General features: G+C 58.8%; 31 protein-coding genes. 22 read left to right on the forward strand and 9 right to left on the reverse strand.

Going from position 1 to position 24,822, the window contains the following annotated elements:
* The first annotated feature begins 3 nt into the window (after positions 1–3).
* From ACEN8Z_RS09195 to ACEN8Z_RS09205, 3 genes are all read left to right on the forward strand, one after another.
* Positions 4–621, forward strand: coding sequence for a TPM domain-containing protein (locus ACEN8Z_RS09195; protein ID WP_495597424.1), 618 nt, complete (start codon positions 4–6; stop codon positions 619–621).
* Between the two features lie 130 nt (positions 622–751).
* Positions 752–1,054: a helix-turn-helix transcriptional regulator gene (locus tag ACEN8Z_RS09200; protein WP_008000168.1), complete on the forward strand. Its 303-nt coding sequence runs from the start codon at positions 752–754 to the stop codon at positions 1,052–1,054.
* Complete coding sequence (locus ACEN8Z_RS09205) at positions 1,041–1,397, forward strand: putative holin (RefSeq protein ID WP_008000169.1); 357 nt, start codon at positions 1,041–1,043, stop codon at positions 1,395–1,397. The genes ACEN8Z_RS09200 and ACEN8Z_RS09205 overlap by 14 nt, the downstream gene beginning before the upstream one ends.
* Before the next feature lie 112 nt (positions 1,398–1,509).
* Here the strand turns inward: ACEN8Z_RS09205 and ACEN8Z_RS09210 are convergent, their stop codons facing one another.
* Complete coding sequence (locus ACEN8Z_RS09210; protein WP_442101006.1) at positions 1,510–1,935, reverse strand: helix-turn-helix transcriptional regulator; 426 nt, start codon at positions 1,933–1,935, stop codon at positions 1,510–1,512.
* 300 nt (positions 1,936–2,235) lie between these two features.
* Between ACEN8Z_RS09210 and ACEN8Z_RS09215 the strand changes: the two genes are divergently transcribed.
* The 3 genes from ACEN8Z_RS09215 to ACEN8Z_RS09225 all read left to right on the forward strand — a co-directional run bounded on the left by ACEN8Z_RS09215 (position 2,236) and on the right by ACEN8Z_RS09225 (position 4,227).
* Complete coding sequence (locus ACEN8Z_RS09215; protein ID WP_116262198.1) at positions 2,236–2,514, forward strand: Ogr/Delta-like zinc finger protein; 279 nt, start codon at positions 2,236–2,238, stop codon at positions 2,512–2,514.
* Positions 2,515–2,516: 2 nt separating this feature from the next.
* Positions 2,517–2,879: a hypothetical protein gene (locus tag ACEN8Z_RS09220; protein ID WP_008000171.1), complete on the forward strand. Its 363-nt coding sequence runs from the start codon at positions 2,517–2,519 to the stop codon at positions 2,877–2,879.
* 133 nt (positions 2,880–3,012) lie between these two features.
* A complete protein-coding gene (locus ACEN8Z_RS09225) occupies positions 3,013–4,227 on the forward strand; it encodes a class I SAM-dependent methyltransferase (protein WP_495597425.1) in 1,215 nt (404 codons plus the stop codon).
* Here the strand turns inward: ACEN8Z_RS09225 and ACEN8Z_RS09230 are convergent.
* Positions 4,218–5,195 carry a DMT family transporter gene (locus ACEN8Z_RS09230; protein ID WP_495597426.1) on the reverse strand — a complete coding sequence of 326 codons (978 nt, stop codon included), beginning with the start codon at positions 5,193–5,195 and terminating at the stop codon, positions 4,218–4,220. The two genes, ACEN8Z_RS09225 and ACEN8Z_RS09230, sit on opposite strands and share 10 nt — an antisense overlap.
* 278 nt (positions 5,196–5,473) lie before the next feature.
* Here ACEN8Z_RS09230 and ACEN8Z_RS09235 point away from each other — a divergent pair, with 278 nt between their 5' ends.
* The 3 genes from ACEN8Z_RS09235 to ACEN8Z_RS09245 all read left to right on the forward strand — a co-directional run bounded on the left by ACEN8Z_RS09235 (position 5,474) and on the right by ACEN8Z_RS09245 (position 6,892).
* Complete coding sequence (locus ACEN8Z_RS09235; RefSeq protein ID WP_223462961.1) at positions 5,474–6,055, forward strand: DJ-1/PfpI family protein; 582 nt, start codon at positions 5,474–5,476, stop codon at positions 6,053–6,055.
* A gap of 14 nt (positions 6,056–6,069) precedes the next feature.
* The gene (locus tag ACEN8Z_RS09240) at positions 6,070–6,375 is read left to right on the forward strand and encodes a ribbon-helix-helix domain-containing protein (RefSeq protein WP_495598108.1); all 306 of its coding nucleotides are present in this window, start codon (positions 6,070–6,072) and stop codon (positions 6,373–6,375) included.
* A gap of 172 nt (positions 6,376–6,547) precedes the next feature.
* Entirely contained in the window at positions 6,548–6,892 is a 345-nt protein-coding gene (locus tag ACEN8Z_RS09245; protein WP_007999360.1) for a YegP family protein, read from the forward strand.
* 140 nt (positions 6,893–7,032) lie between these two features.
* On the opposite strand, the gene ACEN8Z_RS09250 is transcribed toward ACEN8Z_RS09245, so the two are convergent.
* On the reverse strand, positions 7,033–7,920 hold the full coding sequence (locus ACEN8Z_RS09250) for a dihydrodipicolinate synthase family protein (protein WP_495597427.1): 888 nt from the start codon (positions 7,918–7,920) through the stop codon (positions 7,033–7,035).
* Positions 7,921–7,946: 26 nt separating this feature from the next.
* Positions 7,947–8,729, reverse strand: coding sequence for an aldolase (locus ACEN8Z_RS09255; protein ID WP_007999357.1), 783 nt, complete (start codon positions 8,727–8,729; stop codon positions 7,947–7,949).
* Between the two features lie 159 nt (positions 8,730–8,888).
* Between ACEN8Z_RS09255 and ACEN8Z_RS09260 the strand changes: the two genes are divergently transcribed.
* A complete protein-coding gene (locus ACEN8Z_RS09260; protein ID WP_007999354.1) occupies positions 8,889–9,431 on the forward strand; it encodes a helix-turn-helix domain-containing protein in 543 nt (180 codons plus the stop codon).
* Positions 9,432–9,564: 133 nt separating this feature from the next.
* On the opposite strand, the gene ACEN8Z_RS09265 is transcribed toward ACEN8Z_RS09260, so the two are convergent.
* Positions 9,565–10,584, reverse strand: coding sequence for a DUF4917 family protein (locus ACEN8Z_RS09265; RefSeq protein ID WP_495597428.1), 1,020 nt, complete (start codon positions 10,582–10,584; stop codon positions 9,565–9,567).
* Between the two features lie 132 nt (positions 10,585–10,716).
* Between ACEN8Z_RS09265 and ACEN8Z_RS09270 the strand changes: the two genes are divergently transcribed.
* The 4 genes from ACEN8Z_RS09270 (at position 10,717) to ACEN8Z_RS09285 (ending at position 15,482) form a co-directional block, all read left to right on the forward strand.
* A complete protein-coding gene (locus ACEN8Z_RS09270; protein ID WP_007999350.1) occupies positions 10,717–11,625 on the forward strand; it encodes a LysR family transcriptional regulator in 909 nt (302 codons plus the stop codon).
* 236 nt (positions 11,626–11,861) lie between these two features.
* Positions 11,862–13,055, forward strand: a complete 1,194-nt coding sequence (locus ACEN8Z_RS09275; RefSeq protein WP_495597429.1) for a CaiB/BaiF CoA transferase family protein — start codon at positions 11,862–11,864, stop codon at positions 13,053–13,055.
* The gene (locus tag ACEN8Z_RS09280) at positions 13,052–13,978 is read left to right on the forward strand and encodes a hydroxymethylglutaryl-CoA lyase (protein ID WP_495597430.1); all 927 of its coding nucleotides are present in this window, start codon (positions 13,052–13,054) and stop codon (positions 13,976–13,978) included. Before ACEN8Z_RS09275 ends, ACEN8Z_RS09280 begins: the two co-directional genes overlap by 4 nt.
* A gap of 172 nt (positions 13,979–14,150) precedes the next feature.
* Positions 14,151–15,482, forward strand: a complete 1,332-nt coding sequence (locus ACEN8Z_RS09285) for an MFS transporter (protein ID WP_495597431.1) — start codon at positions 14,151–14,153, stop codon at positions 15,480–15,482.
* A 128-nt stretch (positions 15,483–15,610) separates the two neighbouring features.
* On the opposite strand, the gene ACEN8Z_RS09290 is transcribed toward ACEN8Z_RS09285, so the two are convergent.
* Positions 15,611–16,099 carry a DMT family transporter gene (locus ACEN8Z_RS09290; RefSeq protein WP_495597432.1) on the reverse strand — a complete coding sequence of 163 codons (489 nt, stop codon included), beginning with the start codon at positions 16,097–16,099 and terminating at the stop codon, positions 15,611–15,613.
* A 77-nt stretch (positions 16,100–16,176) separates the two neighbouring features.
* Here ACEN8Z_RS09290 and ACEN8Z_RS09295 point away from each other — a divergent pair, with 77 nt between their 5' ends.
* On the forward strand, positions 16,177–17,103 hold the full coding sequence (locus tag ACEN8Z_RS09295; protein WP_495597433.1) for a LysR family transcriptional regulator: 927 nt from the start codon (positions 16,177–16,179) through the stop codon (positions 17,101–17,103).
* A 10-nt stretch (positions 17,104–17,113) separates the two neighbouring features.
* Here the strand turns inward: ACEN8Z_RS09295 and ACEN8Z_RS09300 are convergent, their stop codons facing one another.
* Both ACEN8Z_RS09300 and relB read right to left on the reverse strand, forming a co-directional pair.
* Complete coding sequence (locus tag ACEN8Z_RS09300) at positions 17,114–17,398, reverse strand: type II toxin-antitoxin system RelE/ParE family toxin (RefSeq protein WP_102699025.1); 285 nt, start codon at positions 17,396–17,398, stop codon at positions 17,114–17,116.
* Positions 17,388–17,627, reverse strand: a complete 240-nt coding sequence (relB, locus tag ACEN8Z_RS09305) for a type II toxin-antitoxin system RelB family antitoxin (RefSeq protein ID WP_495597434.1) — start codon at positions 17,625–17,627, stop codon at positions 17,388–17,390. The genes ACEN8Z_RS09300 and relB overlap by 11 nt, the downstream gene beginning before the upstream one ends.
* Positions 17,628–17,819: 192 nt before the next feature.
* On the opposite strand from relB, the gene fos reads away from it, so the two are divergent.
* The 7 genes from fos to tam all read left to right on the forward strand — a co-directional run bounded on the left by fos (position 17,820) and on the right by tam (position 23,586).
* Entirely contained in the window at positions 17,820–18,236 is a 417-nt protein-coding gene (gene fos / locus ACEN8Z_RS09310) for a fosfomycin resistance glutathione transferase (protein WP_495597435.1), read from the forward strand.
* A gap of 64 nt (positions 18,237–18,300) precedes the next feature.
* Positions 18,301–18,939, forward strand: coding sequence for a LysE family translocator (locus tag ACEN8Z_RS09315; RefSeq protein WP_495597436.1), 639 nt, complete (start codon positions 18,301–18,303; stop codon positions 18,937–18,939).
* A gap of 79 nt (positions 18,940–19,018) precedes the next feature.
* Positions 19,019–20,365, forward strand: a complete 1,347-nt coding sequence (locus ACEN8Z_RS09320) for a sensor domain-containing protein (RefSeq protein ID WP_495597437.1) — start codon at positions 19,019–19,021, stop codon at positions 20,363–20,365.
* A 119-nt stretch (positions 20,366–20,484) separates the two neighbouring features.
* Positions 20,485–20,643 carry a KGG domain-containing protein gene (locus ACEN8Z_RS09325; RefSeq protein WP_495597438.1) on the forward strand — a complete coding sequence of 53 codons (159 nt, stop codon included), beginning with the start codon at positions 20,485–20,487 and terminating at the stop codon, positions 20,641–20,643.
* A gap of 72 nt (positions 20,644–20,715) precedes the next feature.
* Positions 20,716–21,219: a DUF4142 domain-containing protein gene (locus ACEN8Z_RS09330; protein ID WP_495597439.1), complete on the forward strand. Its 504-nt coding sequence runs from the start codon at positions 20,716–20,718 to the stop codon at positions 21,217–21,219.
* Between the two features lie 248 nt (positions 21,220–21,467).
* On the forward strand, positions 21,468–22,553 hold the full coding sequence (locus tag ACEN8Z_RS09335) for a type I restriction endonuclease (RefSeq protein ID WP_495597440.1): 1,086 nt from the start codon (positions 21,468–21,470) through the stop codon (positions 22,551–22,553).
* A 262-nt stretch (positions 22,554–22,815) separates the two neighbouring features.
* Positions 22,816–23,586, forward strand: a complete 771-nt coding sequence (tam, locus tag ACEN8Z_RS09340) for a trans-aconitate 2-methyltransferase (RefSeq protein ID WP_495597441.1) — start codon at positions 22,816–22,818, stop codon at positions 23,584–23,586.
* Positions 23,587–23,878: 292 nt separating this feature from the next.
* On the opposite strand, the gene ACEN8Z_RS09345 is transcribed toward tam, so the two are convergent.
* A complete protein-coding gene (locus ACEN8Z_RS09345; protein WP_495597442.1) occupies positions 23,879–24,607 on the reverse strand; it encodes a class I SAM-dependent methyltransferase in 729 nt (242 codons plus the stop codon).
* Between the last annotated feature and the right edge of the window lie 215 nt (positions 24,608–24,822).

Consider the following 24,822-nt stretch of genomic DNA (forward strand, 5'->3'; position numbering starts at 1 on the left):
GACATGGCATTACTGACTGAACACGAGCAACGCAAAGTGGCCGAGGCCATTGCCCGGGTCGAGCGCGACACCGATGCAGAACTGGTGACCGTGCTCGCGGCCCGCGCCGACGACTATGCGTACATCCCGTTGTTGTGGGCCAGCCTGCTGGCGCTGCTGGTACCGGGCATCGTGCATTACTTCACCGGTTGGCTGACCCTGCACAGCCTGCTGCTGGTGCAATGGGCCATCTTCATCGTGCTGTGCCTGGTGTTCCGCCTGCCGAAAGTCACCACCCATCTGATCCCGCGCTCGGTGCGCCACTGGCGCGCCTCGAACCTGGCGCGCCGGCAGTTCCTGGAGCAGAACCTGCACCACACCGAGGGCGGCACCGGCGTGCTGATTTTCGTTTCCGAGGCTGAGCGTTATGTAGAGATCCTGGTGGATGAAGGGATTTCCAGTCGTCTGGACAACAAGAACTGGGACGCGATCGTCGCCACGTTTACCCGGCAGGTGAAACAGGGGCAGACACTGCAGGGGTTCGTCCACTGTATCGAAGCCTGTGGCGAGCTGCTCAAGGTGCATGTGCCTGTGACCCACGTGCGCAATGAGTTGCCGAACCGGTTGGTGGTGCTCGGCTAAGACTTTTCATCGCATTGTGTAGCGCTCGTCGCTACAACTCCCGTTGATTGTCCGGGTTCGGCCTGGTCGTCAGTATTTCTCTCTAACAGTGGACGCCCAGCGACGGGTGTTCCCGCGAAGAGGGATTCTTATGACAACCCGACAATCGATTGACTCTTTGGCACGGGTAGCGCCTGGCGGAGAGGGAAGTACACCAACGGCGAAGCTGACGGCGAAGGAAACTCAAGTCCTGATGTGGTGTTTCAAGGGCAAGACTTCCTGGGAAATCGCCAGGATCGAGAATTGCACGGAATCTACCGTCAATTTTCACTTCGCCAATATCCGCCGAAAGTTCGACGTCAGCTCTCGCACTTGCGCCTTGCTCAAGGCGATCGAGTCGGGAGCGATCATCGTGGACTCGGTCGTGGCGCGAGGTGTGCATGAGCCTGACTGATTCGACCTACAACGGTATCAGTGGGCTCATGCTGGGAATGGGGATTGCATCGCTGCCAGTCGTTAATGGAGAGGTACTGTTCGGCGCAATGCTCGGCGCATGGCTGGTCACTACTGCCCGCAATAACTTCAAGACCTGGCAGCGCATCGGTTCCTTGTTGCTGTCTGCCGGTGTCGGATACCTCTTTACGCCTGTCGCACATCCGCTGGCGCCTTTTCTGACAGAAGGCGTAACAGCCTTTTTTTGCGCGCTGATCGTGATTCCCATCAGCCTCAAGCTCATGCAATGGATCGATGGCGCCGGTATCGGCGAAATCATTCGACACTTGAGAGGGCGCAAATGATGGTCCGTGAATGGGTTGTCCGGGTGTATTCAGGGTGGCGTGTTATCAGCGCATTTCTACCTGTTGCCCATGGCACGTCTTCAAGCAATGAAACTTCGGATTACATAGGTCATCAAGTTTCATTCGAAGGTTTGAGTGTTGCCAGAATAGAGGCCATTTCGCAAAGCCTGAGTTCCATATCACGCAGTCGTTGCTTTTCCTCCAATGCGTTTTGTATGGCGCAGCGATCATCTTCGTCGAGCAACCGCCAGAGCGCGAGAATGGTGTTTTCCCGTATTGTGTTTTCCTGATTACCCTCCGGGGAATCAGTAACGGTTTGTCTCAGGATCGGTCCTTCACCCAGCAGCAACCAGTCAAGGGAGATCCCCCGGGCTTGAGCGATTTCTACGCATAATGAGTATGGCGTGCTGTCGCGGCCTCGCCAGCTACTAAGGGTTTGCGGGCTGATCTGTAAGGCGGAAGATAAGGAAGCATCGGTTTTTGTACCCGTAACTTGCTTCAGTCGAGCCAGAACAGCTTGTGATTTTTTGCTACGCAATTTGAGCCTCTTCCTTTTGACATATGCTTTTTGAGTGCCTAATTTATGCGTAATGAGTACTTTTTTTCTTGTAAGTAATCAATCATCAAAGATGAGTCAGAAGAATACGATGACGAAACTTCCTAATGGTATCAGGGTGATTTCCTACGAGCATGGCTCGAACCCATTACGCGTCTGCCCGATGCACTTCCTTATGTCTGGCAGACACTGTTTGCAAGGCCGGAGCACCGCGATGAATGTCTCAAACAGTATTGCGTTTGATCAGGTTGATTGCCACCCAATGACCACCGGGAATCCAGTATGAGTACTTATAAAATGGTGTGCCCGCACTGCTTGAACAGGATGCGCATCCGCACCAGCGAGGGCCGGCATATTTTCCTGCGGGTGGCGTATTTGCAATGTACGTCGGAAGCGTGCGGTTGGTCGGTACGTGCCGAATTTGAAATGACCCATGAACTTTCGCCCAGTGGCATGCCCAATCCGGCCGTACGCCTGCCTTGCGCCGGACCCGATTTGCGCCATGCCGCCCGGCCTGCTGCAGTCAATCCTGCAGCGACAGAAGTAGCGCAGGAGACGTGAGCATGAAGGTCATCGATGAAAATGCAGATCTGAATGAGGAGCTATTGGATATTGCCCAGGCGTTTCTGGGGCGTCATGAAAGTGAAGGGGGGATCGATGATCAAGTCCTGTTTTGTCGTGCGGTGAAGCATCTGCAGAATATGGATGTACCGATGCACCTGGCAGAAAGGCTGGTTAGCCGTGCCTATGGCGTACTCAAGTCGTGCAACGACCGTCGGCGCCTGGACATCGATGCCAGTTCCGAAACGGTCGCCGTGGTGACTGACCCTGCCAATGGCCTGACCTGGGCGGTGCCAGTGGGGTTGATCGTCAAACACATCATTAACTCGCCGAACAGCCGCAGGCTTCGCCTGGTGGAACCCTGAGGTTTCAACGGTTATATAGAGGTCCTGGGCTGAATGACTGGGACCTGCCACAAAATAACCCCGTGCCCAAAGTCCTCGTCCCCCTTAAAATACCGGCATTCTCCGATTTGCATCGCCTGAGGCCGCTTTTTCCATGTCCGTCACTGCCACTCCCGCCAGCCTCGCGCCGGATCATCACGCCCAGTTCATCGAACTGCTGCAAACCAGCCTCGATCAAAACGCCTTTATCAAACTGATACTGGCCAAATACGCCGGCGATGAGGCGGACCTGCAGCGGATCATCATCAAGCCGGTGACGGTCAAGGCGCAGCCTTGCCTGTCTTTCGTCTATCGCTACAAGACTCGCGATATCACCAGGAACCTGCCGCTGGCCGAAGGCGTAGCGAGCATTGCCGGGCTGCTGCCGGCGTCGTTCAAAAATGCGCATTTGTTGTCGTTGACCGACGAAGCCCAGCTCGAATACAGCAAAAAGGGCAAGTCATCGCTGTTCAAGAGCAAACCTCAGCAATTGCGTGAAGTGCCATCCGCCGAGCACAACCGCGAGAAAAACCGCTTTCTGGACTTGAGCCGGCCGTTTCTCGCCGACCTTGGCGTGACCAACAAGCAGCATGAACTGATCCCCGCGATGTCACGTAAGTGGAAGCAGATCAACAAGTTCATCGAAGTGTTCAGCCATGCGCTGACCTCGTCGCCCCTGGCGCTGGACAAACCGGTGCGTGTGGCGGACTTCGGGTCGGGCAAGGGCTACCTGACCTTCGCCATCCACGATTACCTGCGCAACACCTTGAAGGCCGAAGGCGAGGTGACCGGCGTCGAGCTGCGTGAAGACATGGTCACCTTGTGCAACACCGCTGCCGCCAAGCTTGAGCACCCCGGCCTGGTGTTCAAGTGCGGTGACGTGCGCAGCGTGGCGCCGAGCGAACTGGACGTGATGATCGCCCTGCATGCCTGCGACATCGCCACCGATTATGCGATCCACACCGGCATCCGCTCCGGCGCCTCGATCATCATGTGCTCGCCGTGCTGCCACAAACAGATCCGCCTGCAAATCCAGAGCCCGGCGCTGCTCAAGCCAATGCTGCAATACGGCTTGCACCTGGGGCAGCAGGCGGAGATGGTCACCGACAGTTTGCGTGCGTTGTTCCTTGAGGCCTGCGGCTACGAGACCAAGGTGTTCGAGTTCATCTCACTGGACCACACCAACAAGAACAAGATGATCCTGGCGGTCAAGCGCGCCGAACCGGTGGCCCCGGCCCAGCTGCTGGCGAAGATCCAGGAGCTGAAGGATTTCTATCACATCAGCGAGCATTGCCTGGAAACGTTGCTGCGCGCTGACGGTTACCTTTGATCCTGTGGGAGCGAGCTTGCTCGCGATGGCGGATTTACGGTCGACAAATGTGTTGAATGTGATGTCCCCATCGCGAGCAAGCTCGCTCCCACATTATTGGGGCTGACCGCGGTCTTGCGTCCCAGCATCACTGTCACGATGACTCCGGCCGCAAACAGCCAGGTGATCGGTTCGATGTGTTCACCGAAGAACAGCGCCGAGAAGGCGATGGTGAAGAAGATCTGCAGCAACTGGATCTGACTGACCCGGGCAATGCCGCCCATGGCGAGCCCGGCGTACCAGGCGAAGAAGCCGATGAACTGCGAAAACAGCGAGACATAACCGAAGGCCCACCAGGTCTTGGCGGAAATCTCGCCCTGATGTTGCAGCGCCAGATACACCACGGGGCCGATCAGCAACGGCGTCGACAGCACCAGCGCCCAGCAGATCACCTGCCAGCCACCCATTTCCCTGGCCAGTCGACCTCCCTCGGCGTACCCCAATCCGCCCACTGCAATGGCACCGAGCATCAGCAAGTCACCGGCCTGAATACTGCCGGCACCGCTGATCAGTGCATAACCGAGTACCAGCGCACTGCCCAGTGCGGCGCAAGCCCAGAAGGCTTTCGAAGGCCGCTCATGGGACAGCCACGCGGCGTACAGCGCCACGCACAGCGGTTGCAAACCGTTGACCAGCGCACCGTGGGACGCCGGCAAGGTTTGCATGGCCCAGGCCGACAGTACCGGGAAACCGAGGATCACCCCGGCCATCACCAGCGTCAGGCCTTTGACCTGCTTCCAGGTCGGCCATTTTTCCCGGCGCCACAGCAACAGCAACGCTGCCGGCACCGCCGCAAACAGTGCCCGGCCCAGGCCGTTGAGCAGCGGGTGGAGTTCCTGCACGACGATCCGCGTGAAGGGCAGGGTGAGGCTGAAGATCACAACGCCGAGCAGGCCCAGGGCCATGCCGGTGTTTTCGCGCGAGGACATGATGGCAACCAGAGTTTTGGGTGATGGGGTAAGGCTCCATATAGCCATAAACCGTGGGTTGTCCGCTGTTACAGCTAGGCACAGACTTATCCGTACAGTTTGCGGGCCTCTTCGCGAGCAAGCCCGCTCCCACTGGGGGGGAACGCATTCCAATGTGGGTGCGGGCTTGCTCGCGAAGAACGATAACGCCGTAGTAGCAGGTTATTACCCACCCCCACGGATAAGGACTACCTTGAATACTCCTGCATGCCCACGCATTTTCCAGAGGAGTCCTCCCCATGGCTGCGAAAAAAATTCTGATGCTGGTTGGTGATTACGTCGAAGACTATGAAGTGATGGTGCCGTTCCAGGCGCTGCTGATGGTCGGCCATACGGTGCACGCTGTTTGCCCGGACAAAACCGCCGGCCAGACCGTGCGCACGGCGATTCATGACTTTGAAGGCGACCAGACCTACAGCGAAAAACCCGGTCACCTGTTTGCCCTCAACTTCGATTTCGCCAAGGTCAACGCCGCCGATTATGACGCCGTTCTGATTCCGGGTGGCCGTGCGCCGGAGTACCTGCGCCTGAACGAAAAGGTCCTGGAACTGGTGCGCGCTTTCGATAAGGCCGGCAAGCCGATCGCCGCTGTGTGCCATGGCGCGCAGTTGCTGGCGGCAGCGGGTGTCCTCGAAGGTCGCGAATGCAGCGCCTATCCGGCTTGCGCTCCGGAAGTTCGACTGGCGGGCGGTACGTATATCGACATTCCGGTGACGGACGGCCATGTTCAGGGCAATCTGGCCACGGCTCCGGCCTGGCCTGCGCACCCGAACTGGCTGGCCGGTTTCCTGGGGTTGCTGGGTACCAAAATCACGCTGTAATGAGGGACATGTCCATGTGCGAGCTGTACGTCAAAGCCGACCCGATTCTCTACGAATCGCGCTCCCGCTCGCTGCGCATCTGCGGGGTGGTCACTACTCTGCGGCTGGAGAATCAGTTTTGGGACATCCTCAGCGAAATCGCCGAAGTCGACGGCATGACCACCAATCAGTTGATCGCCAAGCTATATGAAGAGGTGATGGACTATCGCGGCGAGGTGGTCAATTTCGCTTCATTCTTGCGGGTCAGTTGTACGCGGTACCTGAGCCAGCGGCGGACTCAGGTGCCGGAATTGTCGGTGGTGCGGTCTGTGGCGAAGTAAGGAAGACGGTGTCGCCTCCATCGCGAGCAAGCTCGCTCCCACAATGGTTTGGTATACACAAATCTACTGTGGGAGCGAGCTTGCTCGCGATGGCGGTGGTGAAGGCGACAGAAATCCCGGCCTGGTCTTTACTGTGAAGCGCGCAACCTCTCAATCGCCAAGGAGAAAGAGCATGTCCGGATGGTATGAAGTGAGCAAAAGCAGCAATGGCCAGTTCAGGTTTGTCCTCAAGGCGGCCAATGCCGAGACCATTCTGACCAGCGAGCTGTACACCACCCATGCAGCCGCTGACAAAGGCATCGCCTCGGTCCAGGCCAACAGCCCGCTGGATGAGCGTTACGAGAAGAAAACCACCAAGGATGGCCATCCGTATTTCAACCTCAAGGCGGGTAATCACGAAATCATCGGTAGCAGCGAGGCTTATTCCTCGGATGCCGCCATGGAGAAAGGCATCGCCAGTGTGAAGGCCAACGGCTCGACCAAGGTGATCAAGGACAAGACGTTGCCGGTGCTTTGATCACTACCTTCAAAGCCAGTACAAATCATTGTGGGAGCGAGCTTGCTCGCGATGGCGGTCTGACAGTCAACATCTGTGTTGAATTTAATGGCCTCATCGCGAGCAAGCTCGCTCCCACAGGGAGGTTGTTTAACCTGAATTCAGCGTAAGGCTTTGAGTAGGCCTTGAAGCTGACTAAGCCCCGCCTCACTCAACGGAAACACCGGCAGCCGCGGATCTCCCACCTCCAGCCCCGTCGCCCGCAAGCCTGCCTTGATCGTCGCCGGCAAGCCACCCTTGAGAATGAAATCCAGCAGTGGCAACTGGCGATAGAACAGCTCCCGGGCCTTGCGCAAATCGTTGGCCAGCACTGCTTCGTACAAATCCAGGTTGAGCTGCGGAATCAGGTTCGGCGCGGCGGTGCACCAGCCTTTTGCGCCGGCGGCAAAGGCCTCCAGGGCCAACGGATTGCAGCCGTTGTAGAACGGCACCTGGCCCTCGCCGAGACGTTGCAGCTGATGCATGCGCTGGATATCGCCGGTGCTCTCCTTGACCATGGTCACGTTTTCCACGGCGTTGACGATGCGCAGGATCAGGTCCACCGACATGTCGGTGCCGCTGGTGGCCGGGTTGTTGTAGAGCATGATCGGCACGCCGATGCTGTCGCCGATGGCGCGGTAATGGGCGAGGATTTCCGCTTCACTGAGCTTCCAGTAGGACGCGGGCAGCACCATCACCACATCGGCGCCATGGGCTTCGGCGAAGCGCGCGCGACGCACGGCTTTAGCGGTGGTCAGGTCGGACACGCTGACGACCGTCGGCACGCGTTTGGCCACATGCCTGATGCTGAATTCGCTGACCTGATCCCACTCCGCGTCGCTCAGGTAGGCACCTTCACCGGTGCTGCCCAGCGGCGCGATGGCGTGCACGCCGCCCTCGATCAGGCGGTCGATGGAGCGCCCGAGGGCGTCCAGGTCAACGCCTTCGCCATGGGCGGTGAAAGGGGTGATGGTGTAGCCGATGATGCCGTGAATGTTTGCGGTGGGCATGGTGTCTCTCCGTTCTATCAATGGGTTCAGTTCAGGCAATCGGCGTGTTGGCGCAGGCTCTGCCGGGCGTAGTAGTTGAAAGCGGCGGCGTGGCGTTTCGGCCGGGCAATCCAGTCATGGGCTTCACGGCCCAGCTCGGGAATGATCGGCTTGATGGTTCCGGCGCTCATCGCCAACAGTTGCAGCTTCGCGGCACGTTCGATCAGTTGCGCGATGACACAGGCTTCCTCAATGCTGCTGCCGGTGGACAATTGGCCATGGTGGGAAAGCAGGATCGCCCGTTTGTCGCCCAGCGCCCCGGCAATCAACTCGCCTTCCTCGTTGCCCACTGGCACACCCGGCCAGCCTTCGAGAAACGCGCAGTCGTCATAGAGCGGGCAGAGGTCCATGTGGGAAATCTGCAGTGGCACCTCCAGCATCGACAAGGCTGCAACGTGGGTCGGATGGGTATGAATGATGCAGTTCACATCCGCTCGGGCGCGGTACACCCAACTGTGAAAACGGTTGGCCGGGTTGGGCATGCCGTGGCCTTCGAGCACCTCCAGGTCTTCGTTGACCAGCAGCAGGTTGCCCGCGGTGATTTCGTCGAAACCCAGGCCCAGTTGCTGTGTGTAGTAAGTGCCGGGTTGCGGACCACGGGCGGTGATCTGCCCGGCAAGGCCGGAATCGTGACCGTGCTCAAACAGAATGCGGCAGGTCAGGGCCAGCTTTTGCCGGGCGGTCCACGTATTATCCGCCAGGGTATTTTGCATTTGGCTCAGTGCGTGCTTGACCAGTTGCTCTTTGGGCAGTGCTAATGTCTTGGCCATATCGGTGTCCTTTGGGTGATTCAATGGACGTCGGGTTTGCGGTTCACCGGTTCCTCGCAAAGTCGTCGGTGAACGCAAATGACACTAAAGAGGCTATATGACACATTGTGTCATTGGCAAGGACAAATCGTTGCCTCCTTGATGGATTAATCGCTCTACATGTCTATCCGTTTGAAATTGCTCAGAAAAAAACTTGGCGTGACGTTGGAAACCTTGGCCGAACAAACCGGCATGACCAAGAGTTACCTGTCAAAAGTCGAGCGCGGGTTGAACACACCGTCGATTGCTGCTGCGCTGAAACTGGCCAAGGCGCTGAACGTGAAAGTCGAGGAATTGTTCTCTGAAGACAACGTCAGCCTCGACAGCTACAGCCTGGTGCGCAGCCACGAGCGGCAACCTTTGGGTGCCAGTGATAACAATTCGGGTTACGCGGTGCTGGCCCATCAGGTCAGTTCACGCAGCCTGTTGCCGTTCATCATTTACCCGCCAGCCGAATTCACCGACAAAACCTTCAAGGAGCATTTGGGCGAGGAGTTTCTGTTCGTCCACGAGGGGCGGGTGGAAGTGGACTTCATGAACGAGCGCGTGCTGCTCGATCGTGGCGATGCGCTGCACTTCAATGCGCAAAAACCGCACCGGATTCGTTCGGTGGGAGAGGTACAGGCGCAGTTGCTGGTGGTGGTGCATAGCAGCGAAGAATGAGTCGACTGCCAAAAGCATCGCGAGCAAGCTCGCTCCCACATTCGACCGTATTTTCTCTGAAGGAACTCAGTCACCTGTGGGAGCGGCGGTGCGACGATTCGACTTGCTCGCGAAAGCGTCAGATCGGCCAGTACTAAACTTCGACTGGAACCGATAACTTTGAATTCCCCAACGCATGGCTCTTCGAATCAAAAAACCGCAACTCAACCCCCGTCCCCTCAAACACTTTCGCGTAGTGCCGCTTCTGGTGCTGGATGAAGGCCTTGCTGCGCGGGTAGATCGAGATCGCCAGCACCTGCGGCTTTGCCAGGCGCAAGGCGTGGATGATGTGGCTGTCCTGCTCCCCCAACGCATGGCCGAAGATGCACAGCGCCTGGCCGTGACCAAGTAATTGCTCGTAGCAGAACGACAGATAGTCCGAACTGCGAATGGTTTTGAGCTTGTCCGCACTCGGGCCTTCGTTGACGAACAGCGGCACATCGTCGAGGGTCTTGATCGTGTTGTTGATGGCGAAATTGCCCAGCAGCGTGCCCTCGGTCGACATCAGCTTGCGCGCCGTGCCGTCCTGGTTGCGCACCAGGTGCAGACCGCCGTGCAAGTACAGCAAACGGGTTTTGTCGGTGGCCGTGTCGCTCAGGTCGAAAGCGGGTTCGGCACCCTGGAACAGATCGGTGATCGCCTCAGGCTGGTGTTGCACCGCCCAGTAGTTGAGCAAGTCGTAGTTGGTGGTGAACACCGTGCTATAGCTGGCCAGTTCCTGATTGATCGACGCCAGCGTCGAAGGCACCACCAACCGCCACGGGATATGCACCGCATGCACGGTGTTGATCAGTGCTTCCTTGATCGCGTAGTAGCGATTGCGCGGGGCGGCGGAGCTGACAGCCAGGGCCTTGTTGACCCGGCTGGTGGTTTTCAACGCGCTCAGTACCTGCTCGAAACTGCGGGTCTGCATCGCATCGAACACGCTCAGCTCGGATTGGCTCAGGGGTTTTTCTTCAACGGTGCGGGCGTTTTCGAACAGCGACTCGTAGCCGAAATCGTCCCACACCGCGCGACTGGCACCGTTGCCCACCAGCAAGCCACTGAACGAAGCGTTGTTGCGCAAGACGTTCCAGTCTTCAAGTTGGGCATCGACATCCTGGAAATCGGTCATTGCGGTCTTCGTCTCACGGCAAAAGGTCTATGGGCGGCGACTTTATCACGACCGGGTGCCTGGACCACGGCACGACTCGGGTGAAGAACGCTATGCTGCGACTTCGCCCGAGCCGACTTCGCCGAGTACCCGATGCTGCAAAAAAGCCTGATCCGCCGTCTCGACCTGATCACCCTGCAACTGTTCGTTGCCGTCCATGAGGAGGGCACGCTGACCCGTGCCGCGTCGCGCGAAGCGATTGCCGTCTCGGCGGCGAGCAAGCGCTTGATGGAGCTGGAAGAGGCGCTGGGCATCAGCCTGTTCGTGCGCCAGGCCAAGGGCATGTCCCTGACGCCGGCCGGTGAAACGTTGCTGCACCACGCCCGGCAAATGTTGTTCAACGTCGAGAAAATGGGGCTTGAACTGGGCGAGCACAGCCACGGTGTACGCGGTTATGTGCGGATGCTCGCCAACCTGTCGGCGATCATTCAGTTTTTGCCCGAGGACCTGCGGGATTTTTCCGAGCGTCACCCACAAGTCAAGACCGACCTTGAAGAACGCCCCAGTGCCGGGGTGATTCAGGGCGTGCTCGACGGGGTGGCCGACCTCGGGATCTGTTCCATCGACAGTGACATCAAGGGGCTGCACAGCGTGCTGTATCGTCAGGACAAACTGGTGGTGTTGATGCCGCCGCACCATCCATTGGCGAGCCGGTCGAGCGTAGCTTTCGCCGATACGCTGGACAGCGATTACGTTGGGTTGCATGCCGCCAGTTCGATCAACATGCGTACCCATGCAGCGGCTCGCGAAGCCGGCAAGGTGTTGCGGGTGCGCATTCATGTGCCGGGGTTCGATGCGATGTGCCGCATGGTCCAGGCCAACATGGGGATCGGCATCCTTCCGCAGCGGGCCTATGAATTGTTTGGCCGGGCGTTGGGTTTGCATGCGGTGCCGTTGACGGACGAATGGTCCGATCGGGCGTTGATTCTGGTGGTGCGCGATGAGGCGTTGCTGTCGCCGGTGAGCCGGATGTTGTTTGAGCATTTGCGGGGGGCGGCCTGATAGTTCTTCGCTGACTGTGCCGGCCTCATCGCGAGCAAGCTCGCTCCCACAGGGGATGTGTGAGTGCCGAGGATTCAGTGTGGGAGCGAGCTTGCTCGCGATGGCGGACTACAGCTCACGATAATCTCCCCGGGCGTTCGCATTTCGCGAACGCTCGTTGCCAACTGAAGGTTGGATTCCTCAGACACCGCTCCTCTAGTCTTGGCCCATATTCCAAGAACAAGAGGTACCCCGCGATGACTGCCCCCTTGAGTGCGATCAAAGTGATCGAGATCGGCACGCTGATTGCCGCGCCTTTCGCCGCGCGCATGCTTGCCGAGTTCGGCGCCGAGGTGATCAAGATCGAAGCCATGGGCCAGGGCGATCCCCTGCGCAAATGGCGCAAGCTGCACGAAGGCACCTCGCTGTGGTGGTACCTGCAATCGCGCAACAAGAAATCCCTGGCGTTGAACCTCAAATCCCCCGAAGGCATCGAACTGGTCAAGCAACTGGCGAGCAGCGCTGATGTACTGATCGAAAACCTGCGCCCCGGCGCCCTGGAGAAACTCGGCCTTGGCTGGGATGTGTTGCACGCCCTCAATCCCAACCTGACGCTGGTGCGGATTTCCGGATACGGCCAGACCGGCCCGTACCGCGACCGTCCGGGCTTCGGTGCCATAGGCGAAGCCATGGGCGGGATTCGCTACACCACCGGCACGCCCGGTTCGCCGCCGGCGCGGGTTGGCGTGAGCCTTGGCGATTCCCTGGCTTCGCTGCATGCGGTGATCGGTGCGCTGATGTCGCTGCTAAGGGTCAAGACCGGGCAGGGCGGCGGGCAAATCGTTGATGTGTCCTTGGCCGAAAGCGTGTTCAACGTCATGGAAAGCCTGGTGCCGGAATACGACATGCTTGGCCATGTGCGTGAACGCAGCGGTGGCGCCTTGCCGGGGATCGCGCCGTCCAACACGTATCTGACCGCCGACGGCGCCTACGTGGTGATTGCCGGCAACAGCGATCCGATCTACAAGCGCCTGATGCACACCATCGGCCGCGCCGATCTGGCCGAGGCGCCGGAGTTCGCCCACAACGACGGGCGTGCAGCCAAAAGCAATCAGCTTGACGCCGCTATCACCCACTGGACCAGCAGCCTGCCCATCGACGAGGTTCTGGCCGCGCTGGAGGCTGCTGAAGTCCCGGCCGGGCGTATCTACTCGGTGGCCGACATCGTCGCCGATCCGCATTATCAGGCGCGGGACATGCTGCTCAATGCCGAGCTGCCCGGTGGCGCCACGGTGAAGATGCCGGGCATCGTGCCGAAACTCTCCGAAACCCCCGGCGGCGTGAACTGGTCCGGTCCCGGGCTGGGCCAGCACACCGACGGCATCCTCGCGCAATTGGGCCTTACCGTGATGGACATCGAACGCCTGAAAGTCGAAGGAGTGGTGCAATGATCAGCGATTATTCCGATAGCTTGATCGTGCAGGAAGTGTCCCCGCGCGACGGTTTGCAAATCGAGCCGACCTGGGTTGAAACCCACGACAAGATTGCCCTGATCGATCAACTGTCGCTGGCCGGATTCAGCCGCATCGAAGCCGGTTCGTTCGTTTCGCCCAAGGCCATTCCGGCGTTGCGTGATGGCGAGCTGGTGTTCAAGGGCATCACCCGGCAACCGGGGGTGATCTACATCGCGTTGATCCCCAACCTCAAAGGTGCGCAACGGGCGCTGGCGTGCAGTGCCGATGAGCTGAACCTGGTGATGTCCGCCAGCCAGACCCACAACCAAGCGAACATGCGCATGCGTTGTGAAGATTCATTGGCCGCATTCGGCGAGATTGTGCGGTTCGTTGGCGAAAGCCCGGTGCGTCTCAATGGCAGCATCGCCACCACCTTCGGCTGCCCGTTCGAGGGCAAGATCGATGAGGACCGCGTACTGCAAATCGTCGAGGCCTATCAGGAGCTCGGCATCCAGGGCATTACCCTGGCCGACACCACGGGCATGGCCAATCCTCGGCAAGTGGATCGGCTGGTGCGACGGGTTTTGCAGCGGGTTTCGCCCAATGATCTGACCCTGCATTTCCACAACACCCGCGGCCTTGGCCTGTGCAATGTGCTGGCCGCTTACGAGGCCGGGGCCCGCCGCTTCGACGCGGCCCTCGGCGGCCTCGGCGGCTGTCCGTTTGCACCGGGAGCGTCGGGAAACATCTGCACCGAGGACCTGGTGAACCTGTGCGATGAAGTCGGCATCCACACCGGCATCGATCTGCCGCTGCTGCTGAAACTGTCCCGAGGACTGCCGGCGCTGCTCGGTCACGAAGTGCCGGGGCAACTGGCCAAGGCCGGGCGCAACTGTGACCTGCACCCGATCCCCACCTGACACCACACCCCCCTGTGGGAGCGAGCTTGCTCGCGAAAGCGGAGTGTCAGTCGACATCAATGCCGGATGTCAGAACGCTTTCGCGAGCAAGCCCGCTCCCACAGTAAAAAGCACCTCAACCAGACAACAAAAACAATCGGACACCCTCGGGCAGTCCGCCTGGAGAACTGCAATGAGCCTCAATACACTGGAGGCCGGCGTGCGCCCGGCCGTTAGCCACGACACCGAAAAAGCCCTGGTCAGCAAAGTCGCCTGGCGTCTGATGCCGCTGATCATGGTCTGCTACCTGTTCGCCTTTTTCGACCGCATCAACATCAGCTTCGCCAAGTTTCAGCTGCAGGCCGACTTGAGCCTGAGTGACACCGCTTATGGCCTCGGCGCCGGGTTGTTCGTGGTCGGTTATGTGATTTTCGAAGTGCCCAGCAACATGATGCTGTACAAGGTCGGCGCCCGGCGCTGGATTGCCCGGATCATGATGTCCTGGGGCCTGGCCACGGCGGCCATGGTGTTCGTCAACAGCGAATGGCAGTTCTACGTGCTGCGCTTCGTGATCGGTGCGATGGAGGCGGGGTTTGCCCCGGGCGTGCTGTACTACCTGACCCTGTGGTTCCCGCAGCACTATCGCGGGCGCATCACCTCGATGCTGTTCCTGTCGTCGGCGTTCGCCGGCCTGGTGGGGGCGCCGTTCTCCGGCCTGGTGCTGCAACACCTCGACGGGGTGCTGCAAATGCGTGGCTGGCACTGGCTGTTCCTGCTCGGCGGCGTGCCGTGCATCGGTCTCGGTTTGCTGGTGCTGACCCTGCTCAAGGATCGCATCGAAGATGCCCATTGGCTGACGTCTTCGGAGAAGACCCTGCTGGCCAGCCGCATCGCTCAGCATGAGCCGCACAAGAGCGGTGGTTCGCTGCTCGCCGCACTTAAGATTCCGGGTTTCCTGACCTTGGGTCTGATCTATTTCCTGATTCAGGTGGCGTCCTACGGCTTGAATTTCTGGGCACCGCAACTGATCCGCAGCGCCGGCACTGAAAGTCCGGTGATGATCGGTCTGCTGACCGCTATTCCCTATATTTGCGGCGCCATCAGCATGGTGGTGATCGGACGCCTGTCCGATGCTTCTGGCGAGCGGCGCAAGTTTGTCGCCGGTCTGGTGGCGGTCGGTGCGGTCGGGTTCTTCTGTGCGGGGATCTTCGCCAACCACACGACCTTCCTGATTGTTGCATTGGGCCTGCTCGGTGCCGGGATCATCGCCTCCATCCCGAGCTTCTGGACCCTGCCGCCGAAACTTCTGGCCGGTGCCGGCGCGGGTGCGGCGGGCGGGATTGCGGTGATCAACACCCTGGGCCAGTTCGGCGGCATCGTCAGCCCGGTGATGGTCGGCCGGATCAAGGACCTGACCGGCAGCACCACGCCGGCGCTGTATGTCATTGGTGTCTGTGCGTTGATCGCGGTGGCGCTGTTGCTGTGGGGGTTGCCGCAGAAGTTGCGGACCCTCGACAAGGCCTGAAATCTACATTGCCAGACAGACCGCTTTCGCGAGCAAGCCCGCTCCCACAAGGACTGCGTACCTCCTGTGGGAGCGAGCTTGCTCGCGATGACTGACTGAAAAGCACCATCGTACCGTCGGTTGTCCCCTCAACCCACCGTCGCCAACCCCTTGGCCGGTGCATCAAAAAATTGAATCAACACCACCCCGGCCATCAACAGCGCCACCCCAAACACCTTGGGCAGGGTGAGCTGCCGCTCCACCAACCCAAACCAGCCGAAGTGATCCAGCAACAACGACGCCACCACTTGCCCCGCCAGCGCCAATGCCATGAACCCCGCGGCACCAAGCTTGGGCAGTAGCACCAATGCCAAGGAAATAAAGCACACCCCAAAAGCGCCACCGGCCCACATCCAAAGCGGCGCCTTGCTGATGAATGCCAGTGAAGGCAACGGCAATCGCAGCGCAACGATGATCGGCAACAACACCACAACGCTCACCAGCAAAGATGCGAGCGTCGCCCACAACGGATGACCCAACCCGCGTCCGAGGTTGACGTTGATGGCGCTCTGAAACGGCACCACCGCTCCGGCAATCATCGCCAGCACCACCAGGCCGGCCCAATGCAACGTACTCATGATCGATCTCCAACAGGTTTTGCTGGACTCTAGGGTATTCGTCGCGCAGATTTAAATTCCGTTTTGTTATCCAGAACATGCAGCAGATGAATGATCTACGACGCATCGACCTCAACTTGCTGGTGATCCTCGACGCCTTGCTCAGCGAGCAACACGTGACCCGGGCGGCCGAGCGTCTGCACTTGAGTCAGCCTGCGGTCAGTCATGCGCTGGCGCGATTGCGTGACCTGCTCGGCGATCCGCTGCTGGTGCGCGCCGGAGCCGGCCTTGTACCGACTCCGCGGGCGCTGGAACTCGTAGCTCCGCTGGCCGAAGCCCTGGCCCAGGTGCAAGCGCTGCTGGTGCCCAATGCCTTCGATCCAGCGACCACCCAGCGTACCTTCCGTCTGGCGATGTCCGACTATGGAGCCGCCATTGTCCTGCCGGAACTGATCCGGACGTTGCGCCGCGAAGCGCCGGGCATCGACTTGCAAATCAGCCATGGCAGCCGCGAAAGCATGCTCGACGGCGTGCTCAACGGTGATATTGACGTCGCCATTGGTGTGTTCCCTGAAATGCCTAACGAATTGCGCAGCATCCCGCTGTTCGAAGAGCACTATGCCTGCCTGGTGGATCGCAATAGCCTGCCCGCCGACGGTGTGCTCGACCTGCCCACCTACCTGGCTCGACCCCATGTGCTGCTGGAAATGCGCGGCAGTGGCACTCCGGAAATCGAGCGCGCGTTGACTGCAATGCGTGAACGCCGCCGCGTTGCAATCAGCCTGCCGCACTGGCGCGTGGCCCCGGAATGCATCAGCGGCACCGACCTGATCCTCACCGTCGCCTCGCGTGGCTTGCGCGATATCGATGAGCAGTCGCTGATTGTCGTCCCGCCGCCCTTTCACATCCCGTCGTTTACCTTTGTACTGGTCTGGCACAAGCGGCGGGGCGGGGATCAGGCGTTGAACTGGCTGAATGAGCGGATTGGTGCAGGGGTAGACGGGTTTTATTTTCGGGGGGGATGATTCGCTGTAATCACCAATGGATGGGGGGAAGGCGTCGAGTGTGGAAGACCCTAAGCACTTGCAGACGACCTTGGCGAACTCGATACGGAATCAGATAGGGGCGGTCGGGCAAAATCCATTCACGAGTACCGGGCAATCGACCTTCCCGGCCTGTCGCCGGAAAACGCGCAAGGTGATCGACACTGGCGAGAATGGCTTGTACGAAATCTGCTGCTGCCTTTGGATTCTCTATCGCAATGTAAGCGGCTTCTTCATCAAGGTTCTTGAGTGCAGTACGCAGCCACTCAACGCGCATTGCTTACCCACTTATCAGCAATCGCACTTACCTCGTCTGACGAGGCGAAGTCACCGGCATCGGCTTCTTTCAGCGCTTTCTGAATTTCTTCGATTTGCCATGCTTCCCTCGCGAGATACTCGCGCAAGGCATCTACTGCGAGGAACGACTTGCTTCGGCCAGTGGCCTTGGAAAGATTGGCGAGGGTATTGGCGATTTCGTCTGGCAGGCGCAAAGACATGGTGGCCATGGCGGTCTCGATGTAGTGGTTTGTAATACAACATACTACAGTGTCATGCAGGGGGGAGGCCGCCCCGTTCGTCTGTCGTAACAAATGGTCTTGCGGTGGTGCTGAATCCTTCCATCTGCCGTGTGCAGATCGTTACCAGCCCCCTAGGTAAAACCTGCGTCGCACCTGAAAACCTCAAAGGTCTTTAACCCCATGCTCACAGGCCTCAACCACCTGACCCTCGCCGTCACCGACCTGAACCGCAGCGTGGCGTTCTACCAGTGCCTCCTGCAACTGCGCCTCGAAGCCACTTGGGATACCGGCGCCTACCTGTCGCTGCCGGGTTTGTGGTTGTGCCTCTCCCTCGACCCGCTACGCCATCCTGAGCCCGCCGCCGATTACACCCATTACGCTTTCAGCCTCGATGCATCGGATTTTCCGCGTTTCGTCGAGCGCCTGCGATCCGCCCGGGTGCAGGAGTGGCGCGACAACCGTAGCGAGGGCGCATCGTTCTACTTCCTCGACCCGGATGGCCACAAGCTGGAAGCCCACGTGGGTGATCTGGCATCGCGCCTGATGGCCTGCCGGCAGCGGCCGTATGCGGGGATGAAGTTCTTCGAAGATCTGTAAGTCGATGTTGCGGGACCTGATATAGACTGGCGGCCATTCGCCAAGCCGTTCAAAAGGACTCCCCATGACCCCATCGTTGCTAATGGCCGTGCTTGCCTCGGGTTTTATCTACGGCATCACTCCGGGGCCGGGTGTGCTGGCGGTGTTTGGCATTGGCGCAGCCCATGGGCGACGGGCCGGGGCGGGGTTTCTGTGCGGGCATTTGCTCGGCGATGTGGTCTGGTGCAGCACGGCGCTGATCGCGATTGTCGGTGCGCGGGAGATCGGCAGTACCGCGTTCGACGTGCTCGGCGTACTGAGTGGCCTGTACCTGTTCTGGCTCGGCTGGCGTGCGGTGCGCGCCCGGCGCAGCAATGGTGATGCGCCGCAGGGGCCGGCGCGGCAGCCGTTCTGGCACGGCATTCTGTTTGGCCTGACCAATCCCAAGGCCTATCCGGTAGCGGTGGCGACGTTCACGGCGCTGTTGTCGAGCCGCGCGGAACTGCTCAACTGGTCAATGCTGCCGGCGCTGATCGCCCTGAGTTTCGTCGGCGGGTTACTCGCCTACGCTATTCTCATCGGCGTTGTCGGTGCGCGGCGGGTGCGCAGCTTGTACCAGCGTCATGAACTGGCAATCACCCGGTTGTGCGGGGTGATGTTCATCGGTTTCGCCATCAATGCGCTGGTGCATGCGTTGCCGGGGCTGATGCCGAACAAGGCTTGAATGTGATCACAAGGATGCAAGGCTGACAGGGCAGGGATGATTGATAAGCGCTGCATTATCGGGACACCCACGCTGAACCATGGAAAACCGAAATTCCGCGCCACTGGCGAGCTATATCGATCTGTTGCTGGACGCCGTCTGTGCGGTGGATAAACAGGGCCGCTTCGTCTTTGTCAGTGCGGCGTGCGAGCGCATTTTCGGCTACAGCGCCGATGAGATGATCGGCCAGCCGATGATCGACATGGTGCACCCGGGCGATCGCCAGCGCACCCTCGACGCCGCCCGGGAAATCATGGGCGGCGAGCCCAAGCTTAACTTCGAAAACCGCTACCTGCGCAAGGATGGCAGCGTGGTGCACATCCTCTGGTCGGCACGCTGGTCCGAGGACGATCAGTTGCGCATCGCGGTGGCCCGTGACATCACCGAACGCAAACAGGCCGAATCCCGGCAGGCGGCGTTGTATGCGATTTCCGAGGCGGCCCATGCGGCAGAGGATCTGCTGGCATTGTTCAAACGCATCCACATGATCATCGGCGAATGGCTACCGGCACTGAATTTTTCCGTGGCGCTGTACGACGAACACTGCGCGCAGTTGAATTTCCCTTATCACGTCGATGACCACGAGCCACGGCCCGAACAACCCGGAACCATGACCGGGCGCCTGTGCACCGAGGTGATCCGCACGGGGCAGCCGATCCTGTTGACCCCGGACCTGTGCACACCTCCTGCCGGCTTCGACGTGCTGGTGGCCGGGCAGAACGCACCGTGTTGGCTGGGTGTGCCGCTGAACTCGCAAAACGGCACCATCGGCGCGTTGATCGTCAAAAGCATTCCGGGCGGCGAGCGCTACACCGAGCAAGACAAGGAACTGCTGCAGTATGTCTGTGCCCAGGTCGCGACCGCCATCGAGCGCAAGCAACTGCATGCACGCCTGCAATACATGGCCCAGTACGACCAACTGACCCAGTTACCCAACCGTGAACTGCTGCGCGACCGGCTCAAGGCATCACTGCAAGTGGCCCGGGAGGACGGTGGGCGCATGGCGCTGTTGTACGTCGACCTCGACCGCTTCAAGCAAATCAACGACACCCATGGCCACACGGTCGGCGACATGCTGCTGCAAGCAGTGGCCAACCGGCTCAAGGGCTGCGTGCGGGAAACCGACACCGTGGCACGCATCGGCGGCGATGAGTTCGTGGTGTTGCTGCACAGCATTCGCGCTGCGGACGATACCGACATCGTGGTCGAGAAAATCCGTCAGGTCCTGGTCCAGCCCCTGCGTTTGGACGGGCACAGCCTGAACATCCAGCCGAGTATCGGCGTCGCCCGATACCCCGATCACGGCACTGAAGAGAAGCAATTGTTCAGGCATGCCGACGAGGCGATGTATTGCGCCAAACGCGAGCATCACTTGCATCGCGTTTGAATGTAACGAGTACCGTTCGTCGTGGTACCCACGCAATTTTCTAAACCTTTTGGGATGCGCAACTTCAGATTCTATGGGGGCTACAGCTCGCCGCGACTATCACCAAGAGGAAGAGAATCATGCCTAATTCAAGAAACTCGAACTCGGGAAACTTCGCCAACGATCGAACGAAGGCCACTGAAGCCGGTCGCAAGGGCGGGAAAACCACCACCACGACCGTCGATAAAGACCCGGCGAAACCCGAGATGGGCCGCAAGGGCGGTCAGAAATCCCGCTAAAGGATGCCGGTGGTTTTGATTGAGAAGCGGGGGCGAAAGCTCCCGTTTGAACTTTTCAAGGAGGGCGCGACCATGAATCGGATGGCCACCCGAATACGCAATGCCAGTTTTGCCACGCTACTTGGGCTGTTTGCCAGCAGTGCCTTTGCCCAGTCGCTCGCCGAATTCATCGACGAGGCCTCGGCCAAAGGCATGGCGGATATCGAAGCCAGCCGACTGGCGCACCAGAAGTCCGAATCCAGAGAGGTCAAGGATTACACCATCGTCGTCATCAACGACCGCACCACCGCGAACCAGCATCTGGCGAAAATCGCCAGGCAACTGGACTTGCCGGTAGCCCCACGCGAAGAGGTTGTCGAAAAGGCCAAGGCCCTGATGCCACAAGCCTTGGATGGGGCGACCTTCGACGAGGCCTATGCAGCCAGTCAGGTGAAGACCACGCAGGAAGCCATCGATCAGCTGCAGCAGCAAGCACAGACCACCGACGTACCGCAGATCAAGGCGTTCGCCGAAGAAACCCTGCCTAAATTGCAAAATCATCTGCAAATGGCCAAAGCGTTGCGGGCTAAAAGTTGAACACAAGGATTGAACACAAACGGCGCGGGACTTTGGTCACGCGCCGTTTTTCTTTGAAGAACCTGAAGTTCAGACATGGGTGGCGAGATGAAAATTCGGCTGGGGTTGCAACCCAATGAAGCATGGCGGTGGGCAAGATCTTAATTCTTGGTGGGATTCTTCCTTTGTGCCGGTTTGTGTCTAGTATCAATGGCAGTCAATTTGCCAGCATGTATTCACACGGATCGAAACCGGAAAAGAGGCTACTCATGGAATTCTTCGAAAAGTTAGCAAGTCTCGCTGCCAAAGTTCGTTTGCAGAGCGCTGCCATTCAAACGGAAGAAGCGACCAAGAATGCTTTTGTCATGCCCTTTATCAGCACGGTATTGGGCTACGATGTTTTCGATCCAACGGAAGTGACACCTGAATTCGTTTGCGATATTGGAACGAAGAAAGGGGAGAAAATTGACTACGCAATCATGAAGGCTGGCGAGGTTCAGATCCTCATCGAGTGCAAGAAAATAGGCGAGCCACTGCACATCAATCATGCCTCTCAACTGTTTCGCTATTTCCATGTCACCAGTGCTCGAATTTCCATTCTCACTAACGGTCAGGTCTATAAGTTTTTCACTGATCTGGATGCGCCGAACAAGATGGACGAGAAGCCATTCCTTGAACTCGACCTGCTGGATATCGACGAGTATTCCGTCCCAGAGTTGGTGAAACTCACCAAATCTGCATTCGATGTGGAGTCGATCATCAGCGCCGCAGGTGAGTTGAAGTACGTCAGCCAAATCAAGAAGGTGATTGCTTCTCAGGTCAGCAAGCCTGATGACGACTTCGTGAAAGTATTTGCTTCTCGGGTTTACGACGGGGTGATTACTCAGAAGGTCCGCGAGCAGTTCCATGAACTGACGAGAAAGGCTGTAGTGCAGTTTCTCAACGAGCAAATCAATGACAGGCTCAAGTCGGCAATGAGTGGCGTCATCCAGCCTGCGCTCGCCTCTTTACCGGTCGCTACGGGTGACACTGAGCAATCAGATATTCGAGACGAGTTAGAGGACAAGGTACTGACGACATTGGAAGAGCTGGAGGGATATCACATCGTCCGTGCCGTGGTCCGGTCGGTTGTTGATGCCAAGCGGATTGTTCAGCGTGACACACAGAGTTACTTCGGCATCCTGCTCGATGACAACAACCGCAAACCGATCTGCCGACTGCACTTTAACCGATCGCAGAAATACATCGGCATATTTGACGAAGAGAAGAATGAAACCCGGCATGCAATCAATTCCGTCGATGACATTTACGAGTACTCGGATCATTTGAAGAAGACTGTCGGGTACTACGATTGAGATTGCTGTCTAGTGACGAAATAAACTGGTCAATAGAGCCTAGGCCGATCAGTTAAGGTGAAAGAACTGTGGGAGCGAGCTTGCTCGCGATAGCGCCATGTCAGTCGACGACGATGTTGACTGTGCAATCGCCATCGCGAGCAAGCTCGCTCCCACAGATTTTTCGCGCCAAAGGTGGAATAGAGCGGAACCTATTGGCCGATGTATCGTAGTGAACCGGTTGTCTGGCCAGATCACGACAACACACCGACAGGAGAACGCAATGAGTTGGTCCGCCAAACAGTACGTCGCTTTTGAAGATGAACGCACCCGTCCCGCCCGTGACCTGCTGGCGGCCATCCCCGCCGGGGACGTGCGTTCGGCCATCGATATCGGTTGTGGGCCCGGTAACTCCACCGAGTTGCTGGTGGAGCGTTTTGCCAACGCAACGGTGCGTGGGCTGGACAGTTCGACCGACATGATCGATGCCGCACGCAAACGCCTGCCTCAGGTGCAGTTCGATGTTGCCGACATCGACACCTGGAATGACAACGGCCCGTTCGACGTGATTTTTGCTAACGCGGTGTTGCAGTGGGTGCCTGATCACGCGACGTTGTTGCCTTCATTGGTTAGCAAACTCTCGGCGGGTGGCAGCCTGGCCGTCCAGATGCCTGACAACCTGAATGAACACTCGCACCGTTTGATGCGTGAAGTCGCCGCTGATGGCCCATGGGTCAGCAAACTGGCGGGCGCCGCTGGGCAACGGACGGAAATGGCCGATGCCAGTGGCTACTATTCGATATTGAAAGCCTGTTGCACCCGCGTCGATGTGTGGCGCACCACTTACCACCATCCGCTGGCGGGTGGCGCGTCTGGCGTGGTGGAGTGGTTCAAGGGCAGTGGTTTGCGGCCGTTTCTCGATCCGCTGGACGAGGCGGAACGGGCGCAGTATCTGAAGCAATATCAGACTGCTATCGAGCGGGCGTATCCGGCCTTGACCGATGGGTCGGTGCTGCTGCCGTTTCCGCGACTGTTTATCGTTGCGACCCGCTGATGCAAAACAGGGACAGTTGATGAGCGTCATCTGCCCCTTTTTACGGTTTGGAAAAATCACTGTGGCTTGTTCTTTTTTGAGCGCCGGGCACTCAAGTACTCAAAGGCAAACGAGGCAAAGCCGAACAACCCGATCATTGAAATGATCATGATTCCCAACTCTGAATTGTGCATGTTGATCTCGGGGCGAAGGGTGAGCCGGGAGAATAAGGGAACTGTTGCCGGGCTCAACGCAGCTCTACGGTTTCTTTACTCGCTTGCGGTGATCTATACGCAAAAGATATGAGCGTGGCTCAGCGTTGAACGCCGACCAACATCATCATCGGCCGCTCCCGCTCTTCGGCAAGCGCCGGTTGCGCCGCCACCTCGGCATTGCTCGGACCCCATTCATTGACATGGCGGATGCTGAAACCCACCGCAATCAGCATGTTGAGCAACGTGCCAATGGTGCGATGCTGCTTGATCACACCCTCGGCCAGCCAGCTGGTCACGCGCTCACCTTCATTCTGATAAGCGTCCACCGGCCAACTCTTGCGGCCCTCGGCATCAATGATCCAGCCCGGGTTACGCGGTGCCATGAAGATCGGATGTTCGATGGAAAACACGAAATGCGCGCCGGGTTTTAGCGCCGAATGGACATTGGCGAACAACCCCGGCAAGTCCTTGATGTAATGCAGCGCCAAGGAGCTGTAGGCCAGATCGAAACCGCCGCCCGGCAGATCCAGGGCTTCCAGGTCGGCGCGCTCATAACGGATGTTTGATGCGGAGGTGGTTTTGCGCGCCTGCTCCAGCATTTTTTCCGAAACATCGAGCCCGAGTACGCTGCCGACGCCTTGCTCACTGGCCCAACGGCAAAACCAGCCGTAGCCGCAACCGAGGTCCACTACCTTCAGACCCTGCATGGGCGGCAACATCGCCTTCAGCGCAGGCCATTCCGGCGCGACATCAAGACCGCCAATCGAACGGGGCATCTGGCTGTAGCCGTGGAAAAATTGAGGGTCGTCGTAGATGTTTTGGGTCATTTTCGAGTTGCTCTGTTGAAATCATTCATTGGCAGCATCGGAAGTGTTCCGTATGCGTTCTTTCGAAAAATGATGACGCGAGTTCGCTGATGGCCGTGCAGTGAAGAGGGTGATTGAAGGTGAGGGAAATGCTAGCGGGGCGGGCGATGAGGGGAAACGGGTTGTACGTTGTGGATTTGTAAGCGCAGTCATTGTGGGAGCGAGCTTGCTCGCGA

Source organism: Pseudomonas sp. Pseusp10, from assembly GCF_059492225.1.

What these genes read in the sequence shown, in the direction of transcription:
- ACEN8Z_RS09270 (WP_007999350.1), top strand. Translation starts at nt 10,717, where the DNA reads ATGCTGCAAAAAAGCCTGATCCGCCGTCTCGACCTGATCACCCTGCAA.
- ACEN8Z_RS09300 (WP_102699025.1), bottom strand. Translation starts at nt 17,398, where the DNA reads ATGCGCGTTGAGTGGCTGCGTACTGCACTCAAGAACCTTGATGAAGAA.
- ACEN8Z_RS09250 (WP_495597427.1), bottom strand. Translation starts at nt 7,920, where the DNA reads ATGCCCACCGCAAACATTCACGGCATCATCGGCTACACCATCACCCCT.
- ACEN8Z_RS09235 (WP_223462961.1), top strand. Translation starts at nt 5,474, where the DNA reads ATGGCTGCGAAAAAAATTCTGATGCTGGTTGGTGATTACGTCGAAGAC.
- ACEN8Z_RS09265 (WP_495597428.1), bottom strand. Translation starts at nt 10,584, where the DNA reads ATGACCGATTTCCAGGATGTCGATGCCCAACTTGAAGACTGGAACGTC.
- ACEN8Z_RS09280 (WP_495597430.1), top strand. Translation starts at nt 13,052, where the DNA reads ATGATCAGCGATTATTCCGATAGCTTGATCGTGCAGGAAGTGTCCCCG.
- ACEN8Z_RS09295 (WP_495597433.1), top strand. Translation starts at nt 16,177, where the DNA reads ATGCAGCAGATGAATGATCTACGACGCATCGACCTCAACTTGCTGGTG.
- relB (WP_495597434.1), bottom strand. Translation starts at nt 17,627, where the DNA reads ATGGCCACCATGTCTTTGCGCCTGCCAGACGAAATCGCCAATACCCTC.
- ACEN8Z_RS09335 (WP_495597440.1), top strand. Translation starts at nt 21,468, where the DNA reads ATGGAATTCTTCGAAAAGTTAGCAAGTCTCGCTGCCAAAGTTCGTTTG.
- ACEN8Z_RS09245 (WP_007999360.1), top strand. Translation starts at nt 6,548, where the DNA reads ATGTCCGGATGGTATGAAGTGAGCAAAAGCAGCAATGGCCAGTTCAGG.
- ACEN8Z_RS09215 (WP_116262198.1), top strand. Translation starts at nt 2,236, where the DNA reads ATGAGTACTTATAAAATGGTGTGCCCGCACTGCTTGAACAGGATGCGC.
- ACEN8Z_RS09285 (WP_495597431.1), top strand. Translation starts at nt 14,151, where the DNA reads ATGAGCCTCAATACACTGGAGGCCGGCGTGCGCCCGGCCGTTAGCCAC.
- ACEN8Z_RS09205 (WP_008000169.1), top strand. Translation starts at nt 1,041, where the DNA reads ATGAGCCTGACTGATTCGACCTACAACGGTATCAGTGGGCTCATGCTG.
- ACEN8Z_RS09275 (WP_495597429.1), top strand. Translation starts at nt 11,862, where the DNA reads ATGACTGCCCCCTTGAGTGCGATCAAAGTGATCGAGATCGGCACGCTG.
- ACEN8Z_RS09315 (WP_495597436.1), top strand. Translation starts at nt 18,301, where the DNA reads ATGACCCCATCGTTGCTAATGGCCGTGCTTGCCTCGGGTTTTATCTAC.
- ACEN8Z_RS09260 (WP_007999354.1), top strand. Translation starts at nt 8,889, where the DNA reads ATGTCTATCCGTTTGAAATTGCTCAGAAAAAAACTTGGCGTGACGTTG.
- ACEN8Z_RS09320 (WP_495597437.1), top strand. Translation starts at nt 19,019, where the DNA reads ATGGAAAACCGAAATTCCGCGCCACTGGCGAGCTATATCGATCTGTTG.
- ACEN8Z_RS09230 (WP_495597426.1), bottom strand. Translation starts at nt 5,195, where the DNA reads ATGTCCTCGCGCGAAAACACCGGCATGGCCCTGGGCCTGCTCGGCGTT.
- ACEN8Z_RS09325 (WP_495597438.1), top strand. Translation starts at nt 20,485, where the DNA reads ATGCCTAATTCAAGAAACTCGAACTCGGGAAACTTCGCCAACGATCGA.
- ACEN8Z_RS09330 (WP_495597439.1), top strand. Translation starts at nt 20,716, where the DNA reads ATGAATCGGATGGCCACCCGAATACGCAATGCCAGTTTTGCCACGCTA.
- ACEN8Z_RS09255 (WP_007999357.1), bottom strand. Translation starts at nt 8,729, where the DNA reads ATGGCCAAGACATTAGCACTGCCCAAAGAGCAACTGGTCAAGCACGCA.
- ACEN8Z_RS09225 (WP_495597425.1), top strand. Translation starts at nt 3,013, where the DNA reads ATGTCCGTCACTGCCACTCCCGCCAGCCTCGCGCCGGATCATCACGCC.
- ACEN8Z_RS09240 (WP_495598108.1), top strand. Translation starts at nt 6,070, where the DNA reads ATGTGCGAGCTGTACGTCAAAGCCGACCCGATTCTCTACGAATCGCGC.
- fos (WP_495597435.1), top strand. Translation starts at nt 17,820, where the DNA reads ATGCTCACAGGCCTCAACCACCTGACCCTCGCCGTCACCGACCTGAAC.
- ACEN8Z_RS09290 (WP_495597432.1), bottom strand. Translation starts at nt 16,099, where the DNA reads ATGAGTACGTTGCATTGGGCCGGCCTGGTGGTGCTGGCGATGATTGCC.
- ACEN8Z_RS09200 (WP_008000168.1), top strand. Translation starts at nt 752, where the DNA reads ATGACAACCCGACAATCGATTGACTCTTTGGCACGGGTAGCGCCTGGC.
- ACEN8Z_RS09345 (WP_495597442.1), bottom strand. Translation starts at nt 24,607, where the DNA reads ATGACCCAAAACATCTACGACGACCCTCAATTTTTCCACGGCTACAGC.
- ACEN8Z_RS09195 (WP_495597424.1), top strand. Translation starts at nt 4, where the DNA reads ATGGCATTACTGACTGAACACGAGCAACGCAAAGTGGCCGAGGCCATT.
- ACEN8Z_RS09220 (WP_008000171.1), top strand. Translation starts at nt 2,517, where the DNA reads ATGAAGGTCATCGATGAAAATGCAGATCTGAATGAGGAGCTATTGGAT.
- tam (WP_495597441.1), top strand. Translation starts at nt 22,816, where the DNA reads ATGAGTTGGTCCGCCAAACAGTACGTCGCTTTTGAAGATGAACGCACC.